15 protein-coding genes are annotated in these 14,993 nt (G+C 70.2%); 7 read left to right on the top strand and 8 right to left on the bottom strand.

The features are described 5' to 3' along the window. The first annotated feature begins 160 nt into the window (after positions 1–160). Together ACFRFC_RS10650 and ACFRFC_RS10645 are read left to right on the top strand one after the other, a co-directional pair. Positions 161–1,213: an aldo/keto reductase gene (locus ACFRFC_RS10650; protein WP_382681062.1), complete on the top strand. Its 1,053-nt coding sequence runs from the start codon at positions 161–163 to the stop codon at positions 1,211–1,213. A 200-nt stretch (positions 1,214–1,413) separates the two neighbouring features. Beyond that, on the top strand, positions 1,414–2,316 hold the full coding sequence (locus ACFRFC_RS10645; RefSeq protein WP_382680691.1) for a Dyp-type peroxidase: 903 nt from the start codon (positions 1,414–1,416) through the stop codon (positions 2,314–2,316). A gap of 9 nt (positions 2,317–2,325) precedes the next feature. Here ACFRFC_RS10645 and ACFRFC_RS10640 read toward each other — a convergent pair whose 3' ends face one another. Continuing rightward, positions 2,326–3,051 (bottom strand): hypothetical protein, encoded by a 726-nt coding sequence (locus ACFRFC_RS10640; protein ID WP_382680690.1) that lies wholly within the window; start codon positions 3,049–3,051, stop codon positions 2,326–2,328. 629 nt (positions 3,052–3,680) lie between these two features. After that, positions 3,681–4,292: a tellurite resistance TerB family protein gene (locus ACFRFC_RS10635; RefSeq protein ID WP_382680689.1), complete on the bottom strand. Its 612-nt coding sequence runs from the start codon at positions 4,290–4,292 to the stop codon at positions 3,681–3,683. A gap of 296 nt (positions 4,293–4,588) precedes the next feature. Between ACFRFC_RS10635 and ACFRFC_RS10630 the strand changes: the two genes are divergently transcribed. The 4 genes from ACFRFC_RS10630 to ACFRFC_RS10615 all read left to right on the top strand — a co-directional run bounded on the left by ACFRFC_RS10630 (position 4,589) and on the right by ACFRFC_RS10615 (position 10,050). Beyond that, complete coding sequence (locus ACFRFC_RS10630; RefSeq protein ID WP_382680688.1) at positions 4,589–7,777, top strand: tetratricopeptide repeat protein; 3,189 nt, start codon at positions 4,589–4,591, stop codon at positions 7,775–7,777. Between the two features lie 223 nt (positions 7,778–8,000). Next, positions 8,001–8,732 (top strand): GntR family transcriptional regulator, encoded by a 732-nt coding sequence (locus ACFRFC_RS10625; RefSeq protein WP_382680687.1) that lies wholly within the window; start codon positions 8,001–8,003, stop codon positions 8,730–8,732. 945 nt (positions 8,733–9,677) lie between these two features. Continuing rightward, positions 9,678–9,911 (top strand): hypothetical protein, encoded by a 234-nt coding sequence (locus tag ACFRFC_RS10620; protein ID WP_382680686.1) that lies wholly within the window; start codon positions 9,678–9,680, stop codon positions 9,909–9,911. A 4-nt stretch (positions 9,912–9,915) separates the two neighbouring features. Further along, entirely contained in the window at positions 9,916–10,050 is a 135-nt protein-coding gene (locus ACFRFC_RS10615; protein WP_382680685.1) for a hypothetical protein, read from the top strand. Between the two features lie 329 nt (positions 10,051–10,379). Here ACFRFC_RS10615 and ACFRFC_RS10610 read toward each other — a convergent pair whose 3' ends face one another. Further along, positions 10,380–10,931, bottom strand: coding sequence for an SRPBCC family protein (locus ACFRFC_RS10610; RefSeq protein ID WP_382680684.1), 552 nt, complete (start codon positions 10,929–10,931; stop codon positions 10,380–10,382). A 174-nt stretch (positions 10,932–11,105) separates the two neighbouring features. On the opposite strand from ACFRFC_RS10610, the gene ACFRFC_RS10605 reads away from it, so the two are divergent. Beyond that, complete coding sequence (locus ACFRFC_RS10605) at positions 11,106–11,738, top strand: TetR family transcriptional regulator (protein ID WP_382680683.1); 633 nt, start codon at positions 11,106–11,108, stop codon at positions 11,736–11,738. Between the two features lie 29 nt (positions 11,739–11,767). On the opposite strand, the gene ACFRFC_RS10600 is transcribed toward ACFRFC_RS10605, so the two are convergent. The 5 genes from ACFRFC_RS10600 to ACFRFC_RS10580 form a co-directional block, all read right to left on the bottom strand. Further along, on the bottom strand, positions 11,768–12,217 hold the full coding sequence (locus tag ACFRFC_RS10600; RefSeq protein WP_382680682.1) for a hypothetical protein: 450 nt from the start codon (positions 12,215–12,217) through the stop codon (positions 11,768–11,770). A gap of 13 nt (positions 12,218–12,230) precedes the next feature. Then, positions 12,231–13,031 (bottom strand): aminoglycoside phosphotransferase, encoded by an 801-nt coding sequence (locus tag ACFRFC_RS10595; protein WP_382681060.1) that lies wholly within the window; start codon positions 13,029–13,031, stop codon positions 12,231–12,233. A gap of 86 nt (positions 13,032–13,117) precedes the next feature. Continuing rightward, positions 13,118–13,246: a hypothetical protein gene (locus ACFRFC_RS10590; RefSeq protein ID WP_382680681.1), complete on the bottom strand. Its 129-nt coding sequence runs from the start codon at positions 13,244–13,246 to the stop codon at positions 13,118–13,120. Between the two features lie 14 nt (positions 13,247–13,260). Then, positions 13,261–14,361, bottom strand: coding sequence for a radical SAM protein (locus ACFRFC_RS10585; protein ID WP_382680680.1), 1,101 nt, complete (start codon positions 14,359–14,361; stop codon positions 13,261–13,263). Between the two features lie 306 nt (positions 14,362–14,667). Beyond that, a complete protein-coding gene (locus ACFRFC_RS10580) occupies positions 14,668–14,865 on the bottom strand; it encodes a DUF397 domain-containing protein (protein ID WP_382680679.1) in 198 nt (65 codons plus the stop codon). Between the last annotated feature and the right edge of the window lie 128 nt (positions 14,866–14,993).

Genomic DNA, 14,993 nt, shown 5'->3' with positions numbered 1-14,993 from the left:
GCGCACACCTTAGGGCTCTCATACTGGTTTTCCAAATCGAGCAAGTGACCTGTACTGGCATATATTTGCCCGACCGTCACACGCATTACAGCTCGGAGAGGACGGAGGGAACCCCCTTGCCCTCAAGCGCACTCCAGCGCCTACCGTCCCGCCCATGAGCATGCGCTACCGCCCGCTGGGGCATACCGGGATAGAGGTCAGTGCGTACTGTCTGGGCGCGATGATGTTCGGGTCGGTGGGGAACAAGGACCACGACGGCTGCGTACGGATCATCCTCTCCGCGCTCGATCGTGGGATCAACTTCGTGGAAACCGCGGACATGTACTCCGCGGGCGAGTCCGAGACGATCGTCGGGAAGGCGCTGCGCGGGCGGCGCGATGATGTGGTGCTCGCCACCAAGGTGCACTTCCCGATGGGCGAGGGGCGCAACCGGGGCGGCAACTCGCGGCGCTGGATCCTGCGGGCGGTGGAGGAGAACCTGACCCGGCTGGGGACGGAGTGGATCGATCTGTATCAGGTGCACCGGCCCGACGAGACCACCGACGTCGAGGAGACCCTCGGCGCCCTCGCCGACCTCCAGCGGCAGGGCAAGATCCGGGCGTTCGGGTGCTCCACCTTCCCGCCCGAGCAGATCGCCGAGGCTCACCATGTCGCCGAACGCCGGGGGCTGCCCCGGTTCCGTACCGAGCAGCCGCCGTACTCGCTGCTGGCGCGGGGCGTGGAACGGTCGGTGCTGCCGGTCTGCGAGCGGTACGGGATGGGCGTGCTGACCTGGAGCCCGCTCGCCTCCGGCTTCCTCACCGGCAAGTACCGCAAGGGCGGCGAGATCGACCTGACCACCGGGCGCCCCGCCCTGAACCCGGCCCGCTTCGACCCGAGCCTCCCCGTGAACGCCCGGAAGCTGGAGGTGGTGGAGGAACTGGTGGCGGTCGCCGAGGGAGTCGGCCGTACGCTGCCGGAACTGGCCGTCGCCTTCCCGCTCGCCCACCCGGCGGTGACCTCTGTGATCATCGGTCCCCGCACGGCCGGCCAACTGGACGGGCTCCTCAAGGGTGCGGACCTGATCCTGGACGACAGCGTCCTCGACCGGCTCGACGAGATCGTGCCCCCCGGCACCGACCTCTACCAGGCCGATGGGGCCTGGCGCCCGGCATCCCTGACGGACGCCGGGCTGCGTCGGAGGCCGGTCGGGGAGCGGGCGGCGGGGGGCTGATGCCCCCTGGCCCTGGGGGAGTTGAAAGGAAGTCGACAGGTGTGGACGTAACGGGCGACGGGCATGGAGTCCGGGTGCGGGAGGCGGTGCGCTGGTGAGTGACCGCGGCGGGGACCGGGCCGCACCCGAACGAGAGGGGAGCCATGTCGTCGCCTTCGTCGCCGTCGTCGCGAATACCGAGGTCACCGGAGCCGCAACCGGTGGCGGGACCGCCGTCGGCCGCCGCCGTCTTCCTGGTGCTCACACTGGAACCGGGCGGCGAGAGCATCGCCCGTGATGTGCTCGGCGCGGTCGAGGGACTGACCCGGTCGATCGGATTCGGCCACCCCGAGGGGCGGTTGAGCTGCGTGGCCGGGGTCGGCGCGCGCGTCTGGGAGCCGCTGTACGGCAGCCCTCGCCCGGCCGCGCTGCACCCCTTCGAGGAGCTGGCCGGGCCCCGGCACCGGGCCCCGGCCACCCCCGGCGATCTGCTCTTCCACCTCCGCGCCGACCGCCTCGACCTGTGCTTCGCGCTCGCCGCCGAACTGGTCCGCCGGCTCGGTGACGCGGCCCGCGTCCAGGACGAGGTGCAGACGTTCGCGTACTTCGACTCCCGCAACCTGCTGGGCTTCGTCGACGGCACCGAGAACCCCGTCGGTGACACCGCCGCCGACACCGCTCTCATCGGCGACGAGGACCCCGCCTTCCGCGGCGGCTCCTACGTCCTCGTCCAGAAGTACCTGCACGAGATGGACGCCTGGAGCAAACTCGGCGTCGAGGAGCAGGAACTCGTCATCGGCCGTACGAAGCTCACCAACCTCGAACTCGACGACGCCCCCGGCTCCCACCTCGACGTCAACACCCTCACCGCACCCGACGGTTCGGAGCTGCGGGTACTGCGCGCCGCGATGCCCTTCGGACGGCCCGGACACGGCGAGTTCGGCACGTACTTCATCGTGTACGCCCGTGATCCCGCCGTCCCCGAGACCATGTTGCGCCGGATGTTCCTCGGCACGGACGGGGCCGGGCCCGATCCCCTCCTCGATTTCTCGCGGGCGGTGACGGGGACCGCGTTCTTCGTGCCGTCGGCTTCCTTCCTGCGCGCGGCGGGCGACCGACCCTGACCCGCTTCCTCAGCCGCCGAGGCAGATGACCAGAAGGCAGAGCGAGGGGTCGTCGGACGGGTCGGTGGTGGCAGGGGGCTGACTGGGCGCCGGGGCGGGTTCGGCCGGTGCGGCGGGTGGCGTCGATGCCGGGGGCGGCGGCGAGGTCGGGTCCGGTACGGCGTCCGACGGTGGAGTGGTCTGCGGCTGCGGGGGCGCCACGGCGGTCGGGGGCGCGGCCTCCTGCGTCTGCGGGCGCAGGCCGTCCGGCTGTTCCGCGGCCGGTACGGCGGTGCGCTGGGCCGGGGTGCCGGGTGAGGTGGGCTGCGCGGGGTCCGTCGTACGTGGGGGTGCGCTCGTGCCGCCGCTCGGCGGGGCGGCGGGAGCGCTCGGCTCGGTGACCGGCTCGTCCACTCCGCCCACGCCGCCCATGCCCGTCGTCGTCTCGGGTGCCGTGGCCGCCTGGGCGCTGTCGGCCGAGCCGCCGCGGTCCATGGTGGAGAGGGTGAGCCCGCCCCCGACCAGCGCGACGGCGGTCGCCAGCACGGCCCGGCGCTGGCTCTTCTTCAGCCGGGCGAGCTGACGGCGGCGCGCGGCACGGCCTTGGGAGAGGGGTGGGGAGACAGGGGCTATGGGGGCTACGGGGGTTGCGGGGGTGGCGTCGGTCGCGTCGGGCGGTTCGGTCTGCCTGGTCGCCTCCGTCGGCCGGACGGGGACGGGCGGTGCGGGGGGCGCGGCCGTGCGGGGCGTGGGCACGGTGGGGGCGATGTCGGGCGCGTACGCGCCGCAACCTGGGCACACCAAAGCGCCGTTGAGATGTCGGCGGCACGAGGAGCAGTAGTCCATCTGCGGGCTTCCTGAGTTGACGTGCCGGCGGCCGGGGCCGCGGCCTGATCACGTTCGCACGTGGGATCGAGCGGCCAGCAACGCTAACGACGACTCAGGACCGCTGTGTGCAGCCTGTGTGACGCTCCTGCACAGATTCGCCGTACGCGGATGCGACGGGTGCGGTGGGTGGGCGGACGGGGACGCTGTGTGCGGTGGGTGTACCGGTACTGCCGGGTAACCAGTACGGGCGGTCACCACCGTGATCGGGCGCCGGGCGCCCAGGTGATCACCGGTCGGGTGGGGCGCCGCGTGGGTGTCTTTCCGGCTCGATCAGCGCCCGCTGCCGGGCGGGAAGGGCTGCCCGCCCGGCAGGGCGGTCGCGCAGACGATGGATCACCTGTCAGATCGCGCGTCCCCACCCGAATTCATGCCCACGCCCACGATGTGAGCCCGGGGCGTGACCGGGCACGCGCACGTACGACGGCCCCGACCGCCGACCGAGGTCGGTGATCGGGGCCGGTGGTCGGCGGCCGGGGCCGTTGACCGGGGTCAAGCCCTCAGAGCCCGAACTCCTGCGGCGACAGCCCCAGCACCCCGCACGCCTCGCGCAGCACCTGCTCCTCCGCCGGGGCCACATAGCCGTCGGCGCCGGCGATCACGAAGCCGGTCTGGATGACCGCCCTGGCCTCGGTCGGCTTCTTGCCGGCCTGGGCGATCACCTGGAGGACCTGGTTCTTGCCCTGCGGGAAGTCGAAGGACAGTGCGTCGACATGCTTGTTGAAACGCTGGCGCAGCTGGTCCGGCGGGAAGTTCGACAGCACGTCGTTGTGCAGGATCAGCGACTCCACGTGCTGACGCTCGGTCGGGTCCACATGGCCGTCGGCCGCCGCGACCAGGGCCGCCATCGCCATGCTGGCGTCCCGGTACGCACCGCTCTTCAGCTCGGCCTTCAGCGAGGTCAGCTGCGACTTGAGCGCGCTCACCAGCTGGGCCTTGGACCCGCCTCTGCCGCTCGAACCGGAGCTTGTGCCACCATGTCCACCGAATCCGCCCGGGGCACCGTGTCCGCTCTGCCCGCCGTGCCCACTCTGCCCGCTGGAGCCGCGCGACCCCTGCGCCTGCTGTTGCAGGCCCTTGGCCTGGTCCTTGATCCGGTCCCACATCGCCATGCCAGCCACCTCGGCCTCTGCCGTCACATATCTGTCCGCGTTTCTTCCTTCTGCCAACGTCTGCCCTCACAGGAAAGTTCCCTCACCTCCCCACCCCACAGGCCCCCGAACAGGCGAACGCCACTGTTCCGCACGGCCCCGTCCCCGGCCGGAAGCGAACGGAACGGCCCTTCAGCGGCCCCTCAAGCGATCGGTTTTGGACGTAGTTCCCCGGTGACATGGTCGAACTGGCAGGTTCATGGCAGGCTCGACCGCCCGGCCAACAGAGGGCCGGTCCTACCGGCGGGAGGACGCTGGTGGAGTTCGAGATCCAGCTGTCGGGTTCGGTCGAAGTACGTGCCTTCGGCCGCCGCGGTGATCTGGGATCGACCAAAACCCGCATCATGCTGGCCGCGCTCGCCTGGGACGCCGGCCGGATCGTCAGCGTGGACACCCTGGTCCACCGGGTCTGGGACGACCACCCGCCGGGCAAGGCGCGCGAGGCCCTGTACTCCCATGTGTCACGGATCCGCGCGGCGCTGCGGATCGCCGGCGGCGAGGCGCCCGCGATCGAGAGCCGCACCAACGCCTATGTGCTGCGCACCGAACCGGACCGGGTGGACCTGCGCCGCTACACCACCTTGCTCCACCAGAGCCGTGCGCTGCGGGAGAGCGACACCGGGACCGCCCTGCGGCTGCTGGACGAGGCGGACGACCTGTGGCGCGGCGAACCCCTCGCCGGGATCGCCGGGACCTGGCCGGAGCATCTTCGGGCCGCTCTCGGCGAGACCCGGGTCGCGGCGGCCATGACCCGGACCGACCTCCTCCTCGGCACCGGGCGGTACGCCGACACCGTGCCCGTCCTGCTGCCGCTGGTCGCCGAGTATCCGGTGGACGAGGCCATGGCGGAACGGCTGGCCATCGCCCTGTACGGCAGTAATCGCACGGCCGAGGCGACCCGGCTGGTCCAGCGCACCCGGCAGCGGCTGGTACGCGACATCGGTCTGGACGCCGGACGGCGGCTGCACCGCGTCCATCAAGGGATTCTGTCGGGCATGTCCGCGCGGGAGTTGTTGCGGCCCGGGGAAGGGGAGGGGGAGGGCGCGAGCCGCCAGGGTGCACACGGTGGCGGTGGCACAGACAGTCGCAATGGCGGGGGGCCGGGCAGCGCGCCGGTCGCCGTCCGCCCGACGGACCATGCCCCCGACAACCTCCCCCGTGACATTCCCTGGGTCGGCCGGCGCGACGAACTGCGGCGGCTCGGTGCGATCCTGCGCGAGGGCGGCGGCGACGCGCCCGGGGCCGTGGTGACGGTCGAGGCGATCCACGGGATGGGCGGCGTCGGCAAGTCCGCGCTGGCCGTCCATGTCGGCCACCAGTTGCGCGACCGCTTCCCCGATGGGCGGCTGATCGTCCACCTGGGCGGCCACGCGCCCGACCGTACGCCGCCGGCCCCGGCCCGGTTGCTGGCCGAACTGCTGCGGCTGCTCGGCAAGGGCGTACGGGAGCTGCCGCGCGAGACCGAGGAACTGGTGGCCCTGTGGCGGGAGGCGGCCCGGGACCGGCGGATGCTGGTGATCCTGGACGACGCCGTCGACTCCGACCAGGTCGGGCCGCTGCTGCCGGGTGCATCCCCGACGGCGGTCATCGTCACCAGCCGACGCCGATTACCCGGGCTGCCGGGGGTCCGCGCGCTGTCGCTCGACGTGCTCTCGCCCGAGGACGCGTCCGCGCTCTTCGTCCAGCGGCTGGGGCCGCGCCCCGGGAGCAGCGCCCCGGAGATCGCGGCGATCGTCCGGTGGTGCGGGTATCTTCCGCTGGCCGTCGAGATCGCCGCCAGCCGGCTGCTCGCCCGGCCGTCCTGGACCACGGCCGATCTGCTGCGGCAACTGAGCGCCGGGGACGGCGAGCCGATCGCCGAACTGCGCGACGGCGAACGCACGATGACCCGCGTCTTCGAACTCTCCTACCGCTCCCTGGACGCCGAACAGCAACTGGTCTTCCGGCGTATCGGCCTGCACGCGGGCGTGGAGTTCGGCCCGCACGCGGTGGCCGCGCTGACCGGTCTGCCGACCGCCACCGCCGAGCGCGTACTGGAAGACCTGATGACCTACCACCTGGTCGCGGAGCCCGTCCCGCACCGGTTCACGGTCCACGATCTGCTGCGCAGCTACGCGCGCTCGCTGATCGAGGCGGGGGACACGGACTCGGCGCAGGACGCCCACCGGGCGGTGGGGAACCTGGTGGCCCACTATCTCCGCGAGGCCGACCGGGCGGACCGGCTGGCGTACCCGTTCCGCTCGCGGATGCGGCCGGAGGCCGTGGCGCCGCCCACGGGCACCGCCCAAGACCCGGCCCCCGTGTCGTCGATCACCTGGGCGGACGCGCACGCGGCCGAGAAATGGCTGATCACCGAGGGTGGCAACCTTCTCGACGTCCTCGACCGGGTCGCCGAACACGGCCCGGAACGCCAATTGGCCCTCGCGGTGCATGTGCTGGCCGGGTTCCTGGACATGGAGGGGCATCTGGCGAAGGCCGAGCCGCTGCTGCGGCGGACGGTGACGTACTGGCGCGGCGAGGACGACGGCCCGGCACTCGCGCGGGCGCTGCTCGACCTGAGCGCGGTGCACACCCATGCCTCCCGTTACGAGGAGAGCATCGCGGACGCCCGTACGGCCCGGGATCTCGCCCGCGCGGCCGGGGACACGGAACTGGAACTCCAGAGCATCCACGGGATGTCGATCGCGCTGTGGCAGGCCGGCCAATACACGTCCGCGCAGGAACTCCAGAAGCGTTCCCTGGAGATGGGCACGGAGGCGGGCAGCGCACTACAGGTGGCGCGCAGCCGCAATCTGCTCGGCATCACCCATCTCCATCTGGCGGAGAACCGGGAGGCGTTGTTGAATTTCTCGGCGGCGCTGTCGGGATTCAAGGAGCTGGGCGATACGCGCGGTCAGTACAGCGCCTTGAACAACCTGGCGGAGCTGCACCAGAAAATGGGCGAACCGGAGGCTGCGGAAAGGTACTACCGGGAAGCGATTTCCGTGGCCGAGGGCATGGGCAGCAAACGCCACCACGCGACGATCTACATGAACCTGGCAAGCGTGCTGAACGTCATGGGCAGAACGGACGAAGCGCTCGCGCTGTACGACGAGACGCTCCCCGTCCTGCGGGACGTCGGCGACCGCAGGGGTGAGACTCTCGCGCTGAACCGCATCGGCCGGGCGCACCGCGCCGCCGGCCGATCCGAACAGGCCCTCGCCTGGCACACCGCCGCCCTGGAGGTGGCCCGCAGCATCAGCGCGGGCGGCGAAGAGGCTGACGCCCTCTACGACTTGGCCCGCGCCGAACACGACACCGGCCGCCTGGCCGACGCCGTGGCCCATCTGGCGGCCAGCGCGACCGTCAGCCGGAGGCTCGGCGCGCGGGTGGAGGAGGCCCGTGCGGAACGGGCGCTGGCGGAGCTGCGGGAGGCGATGGGGGTGGCGGTCGAGCGGGGACGGTGAATCGGCCTGTTCGTCCCCACTCACGCAAACGACCCCCCGCCGGAAGCAGGGGGTCGTTTGGAGCGCGAGTGTGCGTCACTCGGGCAGGCGCCGCCCAGACCGCGCCTGCCCGTGGCCACCCCTCGGTTCTCTGTGGCTCGATGGCTGGACGCGTCTTGACTCCCGTCAACGCCTACTTGAACATGCCTACTGGACCAGTCCACCAGTCGACGGGAAATCAGTTATGGCACTGCCGAAGTACGACCAGATCGCATCCGATTTGCGGGGGCGCATCGTCCGGGGCGAGATCCGGCCGGGCGACGCGCTGCCATCCGAACGTGAGTTGACGGAGCGCTGGAAGGTGTCGCGTGCGACTGTCGTGCGGGCGCTGGAAGTCCTCCGGCAAGAGAGCCTTATCGAGACGCGCCAGGGCACGGGAAGTAGCGTCCGGGAGCGGACGCCGCTCGCACGAACGGCAGGCGAGCGATACCGAACCGCTGTGACTACTGGCCACATCTATACGGCCGGTGAGCATGCCGACATTCTGGGAGCGGAATTGGTGCCCGCTCCGGAGGATGCCGCCACGGCACTCGGCGTCGACCCTGGGGATCAGGTGGCCCGCAGGGAGCGCGTGACGTTCGAGGGCGAGCAGCCGACCTCGATGAGCTATTCGTGGTTCACGTCCGCTGTCGCCGAGGCTTCGCCGCGCCTGCTTCTGCGTGAGCGCGTGCGGGAGGGGACAACCCGCTACGTCGAATTGCAGACGGGCCGACGACCGCATACCGGTCGCGACTGGTGGACCTCACGACTCGCCACGGACCGGGAGCGGGAACTGTTGAAGCTTGAGGCGCCTGCGGCCGTGGCTGAAGTGCGGCATGTCTCGTATGACGCAGACGGTCAGCCGCTGGCCTACGAGGTGGCCATTACTCCGGCGGGTCGATGGGCACGCACGGAGGAGTACCCCATGTCTGACTGATCGTCGGATGTCGAACTGGCATGCGGGCCCCTGCCGTTGGCGGGGGCCTTTTCCGTACCCATCTTGACATGACTAGTCCACCGGTGGACCATTCAGGTGCACGGTGAGTGGTGGCGCGATTACGCGTCACTGATTTCGCCGTGGCCACGTGCCAATTCAGTAAACCCCCGCGACGGGCGAACGTCCGGGGGCGTGGTCAACCTGAGAGTGCAGGTCAACATGGTGAAGCTTATCGGCACCTTCCTGGGGTGGGTGCTGGGTGTGCTGATGCCCGGTAAGGGCAAGCGTCGGGCGGGCGCCCGTCCGACCCGTGAGGCGCCCGTGCGGCGGCCGAACGCGCCCCGTCCGGGCGTCGGACGGGTGCGTGTGCCCCGGTCGCCCTACGGCCTCTGTGAGCCGTTGGACGCTGGCGGTACCGCGCCGATCCGCCCGTATGTGATCGCTGCGGAGAGAGAGCGGGAGCGCTCGCGTCAGCATCGCCGTCGGGTCGCGTTGGTCCTGGCGGCGGACTTCGGTGTCGACCTTGACCGGCATGTGGTCGGTGCTGAAGACGTGAGGGTATGAGCGCCCCGGGCACGGGTGCTCCGGACGGGAAGCTGTCGGCGCAGTGCGCCATCGGGCAGTGCGAGGACTACGGGTATCTGCATGCCGCCTGCCGACAGACCGGGGATGTGGCGTTGCCGCACGGCGAGGGTCTGATCCGGATCGCGCGCTGCACCTGCGCCTGCCACACCCCGGATGCGGAAGGGGCAGCGTCGTGAGTGAGCCGTTCGTGGATGAGCGTTGGTCGCCGGAGTGCATCGCGGCCACGGAGCACGCCAACGCGGGCGGGCATGCGCGGTGCCGGCGGCTTGCGGACATCCCCATGTCGCACAGCGGGGGCCGGGCCATCCTGGTGCCGCGCTGCACCTGTCCCTGCCACGCGCGGGGTGGGGAGGCGGCGCGGTGAAGTCCGGTACGTGGCCGGAACCGGGCGAGTCCCGTATGACCATCGAGACCTACCGGGTGCGCCCGGACGGTGAGCGCGTGGACCGCTCCCCGGTGCGGACCTACCGGGCGGCGCCCGGTCCGCTGCCTCTCGACTCCCTTCGCCTGCCTCCCTGCCGCTGCCCTCACTGCCGGACCGGCGACGGCCCGCCCGGCGAGATGTCCGAGGCTGCTGCCGGGTGGGAGGGGTGACGTGGTGTCCTGGGGCAGGGTCGGACGCCGTCGGCGCTGCGGCGCACCGGGCCGGATGCCGGTGGACCTGGTGGCGCTGATGCCGGCGCACATCCCGGACAGCAGTGATCCCCGGGTGTCGGTGAGTGCGGAGCTGTGATGCTGCCGGACTGCAACGCGGTGAGCGGGCCCACCCCGAGGGATGTGGCGTGCATCTTGCACGAGGGTCACCCCGGTCATCCGCTGGGTGAACGACGGATCGAGGGACTCGACCTCCCGCCCGCCTCTGCTGGCCTCCGGCGGCTGGTAGGTGCGGGCTTCGGCGCCGATCCGGGCCACCCGGTCACGGCAGATTGTCGGGTGTCCGGCTGGGGCTGCAACGGGGCGGTCCCCGCGTCACGGAGGGAGACCAGGTCATCCGGGTCCGTCCGGGCCGTCCGGGGCTTCGAGGGCATAGGGGGTGCGCGGACGACCTGGACGTCGAAGGGCTCACCGCGCTGACGGCCGACCGGCCTCGGCACGGTACAGACGCTCGGCCTCCGCCTTCATGCCCTGGATGCCCCTGGCGGTGTAGCCCTTCCAGATGAGGTGCTTCAGGAGGCGGGCGCCGAGCTTGCCGATGAGGGTGTTCCTGGGCTTGAGCCAGTACCGCCAGGTGACTTCGGTCCGGCCGTCCGGTGTCGCGGCGTAGAAGAGGTTGCCCTGCCAGAACTCGAAGATCGGCATGGGCGGGAGGTAGCCGTAGACGTAGTGGTGGGTGGCGGGGTCGCGCTTGAGGATGGCCTCGGTGATCGTGGAGTTGTCGGTCATCGTGTAGGTGATGTGGGAGCCGGGTTCGTTGAACTCCTGGGTGACGGTCCAGGACGCGGCGCCGGGCAGACCCCGGTAGGGACGCATGATCTTGCTGATGTCGAGGTTCCTGGGCAGGTTCTCCCAGACGAATGCGAGCGGGGCGTCGATGACCACGGTGTTCGTCACGACGTAGGTGGAGTCGGCGGGGAGGGGAGCCGACATGTCCTGGATCTGCTGCTGGGTGAGCATGGGTTCTCATTTCTGGGTGGGTCGTGGAGGGACCGGGCGAGGTCGCGGGCTGCCCCATGGATGGAGCGGGCCGCTTGCCGCTCAGCATTCGCCGAACCGAACCGTTCGGTTTTGACGGTAGGCCACTCTGGGCCATCCGTCAAACAGAACGGTTCGGTTTGGTAATCTGGGGTCATGCCTGCGACGAACAGCCCGCGCTCACCGGGCCTCCCCGACTCCACCCGCGAACGGATCATCGACGCGGCCACCGCCGAGTTCTCCCGGTACGGCATCGCCGGCGCGCGCATGGACCGCATCGCCAAACAGTCCCGTACCAGCAAGGAACGCCTCTACGCCCACTTCCGGGGCAAGGAAGCCCTCTACGCCTTCGTCGTGACCCGCGAACTGGCCCTCATCACCGAGGCCACCCAGCTGGACCCCACCGACCTGCCCGGATACGCGGGACGCCTCTTCGACCACTTCGCCGAACACCCCGAGCACTTCCGCATGATCGCGTGGGGACGCCTGGAGATGACCGAGGCCACCGCCCCCGACGGCGAACCCACCCGCGCCGCCGCCACCCGCAAGACCGAACAGCTACGCCGGGCCCAGGAAGCCGGACACCTCGACCCCGCCTGGGACCCCGTCGACATCCTCGCCCTCGTCACCCAGCTCGCCACCACCTGGACCGCCCAGCCCGAACTCACCGAGATCGCCGCCCGGCACGCCCACGACACCACCCACACCGCCCGCCGCAACGCCGTCACCAACGCCGTCCAGCGGATCTTCCCCACCGCCCGCCCCACCGGCGACGGCCCCCCGCTGTGAGCGAGGGGCTGCTGTGATGTGCGGGTGAGTCACGTAGCCGGCAGAACATCCAAGGTGGCGACGAGTTCGGGGATCTGGGCGCGGGGAATGTGCAGCAGGGCGGCCTCGTCCGGTCCGTCCGGTGTGAGGGGGACGTTCATGCGCCAGGAACCGGGTCGCCATCGGAGACGGACCCGGTCGGCGAAAGCCGGTTCCTGGGCGAGCTGGGCTACGAGACGCGTGGCGTCGTCGACCGGCAGCTTCAGCAGCGCCCAGCCACGGTGATAGGCGATGAAGGCGTCGGCGCCGTAGCCGAGGGGCTCGTCGGCCTGCGCCCGAACCCCGGCTGTCGCCTCACCCACGTCCTGGCAGCAGGCGAGTGTCGCGTAGCCGAGGCGCCACAGCGCGCGGACGACCGGAATCATCTCGGCGTCGATCTCGACCGGTTCGCCCTGAGGCGCGGTGAGCGTCTCGTGGGGGTGGATGAGTGGGTCCGTCATGACTGCCACCACGTCACGATTGACGGTGGGCGGTCCACCGATCGGCCGCGGCGGCGAGGGCTTGAATCCATGGGATGCCGGGCGCGTCGGCGGCGATCCCTGTCCAGAGCCGTTTCTGGGCGGTCGCGAAGACATCAAGGGCCCGGCGCGGCGCGGCGGGCCATGCGGGGGTCTTCGCGGCCCATCTCTCCGCGTCTGCCGGGGTGTGGCCGGCGGAGATGAGCCAGAGGGCCCAACAGGCGGCGTCGATCCATGCGGCACCACGCGTGGGCCATGCCCAGTCGACGACCCGAGCGGCGTTGGCGGCGATCAGGATGTTGTCGGGGTGCCAGTCGGTGTGCAGCAGGGTCTCGCCACGCAGTAGGTCGGCGTCATCGGAGTGGTCGAGGTAGTCGGCGAGGCGCTGGTCGATGTGCTTGAGTTCCAGGTCGGCCGGAGCCCGGACGCCGGAGAGCGTGGTGAGGGCGTCAGCGACGAGCGGCAGGTCGCCCGAGTGCGGGCGGTAGTCCACCGGTCGGCCGTCCACCTGCTCGAAGCCGAGCAGGTCCCATGTGCCGTCGTTGACCCGCCAGAGCAGGCGGGGGGCGAGCGGGACCACATAGCGGTTGACCGCGGCCTCCCGGTTCTGTGTCCACGCACGTGGGTGATCGGTCCGCACCCCCTTGACGAATACGCGCCCGGTGCGGGTGTCGAGTGTCGCGGCGATCTCGCTGTTGAGCCCCTTCTCGACGGTCACCGCCGCCTGAACGGACCCGGTGTGCGCCTCGACGGCCGCGCGGGTGGCGGGGGGAAGGTCGTCCCAGTGCAGTCTCATGGTCACCACGGCGGGGAGTGTAGGGGCTCGAAGGCGGAGTCCGGGGCCGCCCGCGCGGGGCCGGCGGTCCCCGGACGGCCAGGGGGTCAGTTGTACGGGTTGTCGTTCCCGCAGCCCCTCATGACGTCGCCACTGGCGATGTCATCCAGGTCGACGAACTCGATCTCGTCCTCGTCGTCCGGCCGTACGGTGATCTCCACGCTGGTCGCGGTCATTCGGGTGTCCTCTCTCAGGTGTGCTGGCAGTAGCGGTTCAGCGGCGCGTCGGCACGGCGGTACATCTTCACGAGCGGCATGCACTTGGTGCACTTCTGCTGAAGCGCGCAGCCGGTGCATGCCCCTTGACGCTGAAGTGCCCGGTCGGCGATACCTCCGAGCCGCGCCAACCCCGCGACACCTTCCGTGAGCAGTGGTATCGAGTGATCGCGGGAGACTTTGCAGACGGTCGCCATGCCGAAGGGGTTCACGTTCAGGGACGTGTGACCGGCATCGCATCCGCTGAAGGGGGTTTCGTTGCGGATGTACTCGGGCGCCTGTTCCGCGAGAGGATCGGCGCCGCCGGAGAACGTGGGGGACATGTTGCCGTACACGCGGTAGCGCGGGGCGTGGTGCTGAGCGAGTTCCCGCATGGCTGCGGCCTCGTGGGCATTCTGGCGGGTGACGATCACGCTGAGCGACAGCGGCAGGTCGGCCTCGGCTGCGGCGGCCAGGCCGCGCATAAAGTTCTTGAAGGAGCCACGGTGCCCGGTGAATGCGTCGAAGGTGCTTTCCGTGGCCCCGTACACGCTGAGTGTCACCCGGTACGGGCGGCGGGTGGTGAGCAGTTCGAGCATGCGCGGACGGTGCAGGGTGGACCCGTTCGTCAAGATCTCCAGCATCATCCCGAGGTCATGGGCGAGGGTGTATGTCTCGGAGAAGTGCTGGTCGATGGTGCACTCTCCGCCGCCCAGTTCGAGCCACACGATCCCCGCGTCACGCAGAATGCGCAGGAGACGCTCGCGGGGTTCCCAGCCGAGACCGGCATTCACCTTGTCGCCGTAGACACAGTGGGCGCACGCCCAGTTGCATCCGTCGTTCAGTTCGTACGAGGCACGGCCGTGGCCGTACGGGGAGGGATCGCGGATCAACAGCGCACCATCAGTGAGGTGTTCATCGAGATCCAGCGCCCATCGGTGCCGGGCGGCATTGCGTAACCAGTCGGGAACTGTGCCCTTGACCGCAGCGTCACGCAGTTGTCCATACTGGTGCTGCTTGATCTTGATGCCCGCGTGGCTTCCCGGACGTAGGACGTAGTAGTCCGACAAGAACGGGGCGACGATCAGCTGATGCATCCGATCTCCAGGGGTTCGGCACTACGACGCGTTCCAGGGGCCGGTCACCGACGATGCCCTGCCCCGCGCGCCCTCTCAGCGAAGGAGTGTGAGCCGGGAGGAAGCGCCCCTTACCGCCGTCGCTGAGACCCACATCCCGTGCACCGGCCCAACTCGGCGGCTCACCAGAACGGTAGCGGCGCGCAAAGATCCGTATCAAGGGTTGTACGTCTATTGAGTGATACGAAACAGGCCAATCCTTTATACGGCAACGTAAGCGGCCCCTCACCATGGGCAAGGGGCCGCTGCGGAGTAGGGCTGCCAGCGCTAAAGGAGGTGGTCGAACTCCCCCGCCTTGACGCCCGCCACGAACGCCGCGAGCTTCGCAGGGGTGGTCGTCACTATCACCCCAGGGTTGTCACTCTCACGCATCAAGATCTCGTCGCCCTGCATCGCCAACTCAAGACAGTTGGAGTCCTCCGCGTCGGTCGAGAACGAAGACTTCTGCCACTGGATCTCATTCATGGGCCCCATCCCTTGAGAAGTCATGCAGTGTGGATGCTCTAGACGAGGTGGTCGAACTCCCCCGCCTTGACACCCGCCACGAACGCCGCGAGCTTCGCAGGGGTGGTCGTCACTATCACCCCAGGGTT

Source organism: Streptomyces sp. NPDC056734 (assembly GCF_042790455.1).
GTDB lineage: Bacteria > Actinomycetota > Actinomycetes > Streptomycetales > Streptomycetaceae > Streptomyces.
Note: the sequence above shows the minus strand (reverse complement) of the source record. Positions and strands in the feature narration are given on the sequence as shown.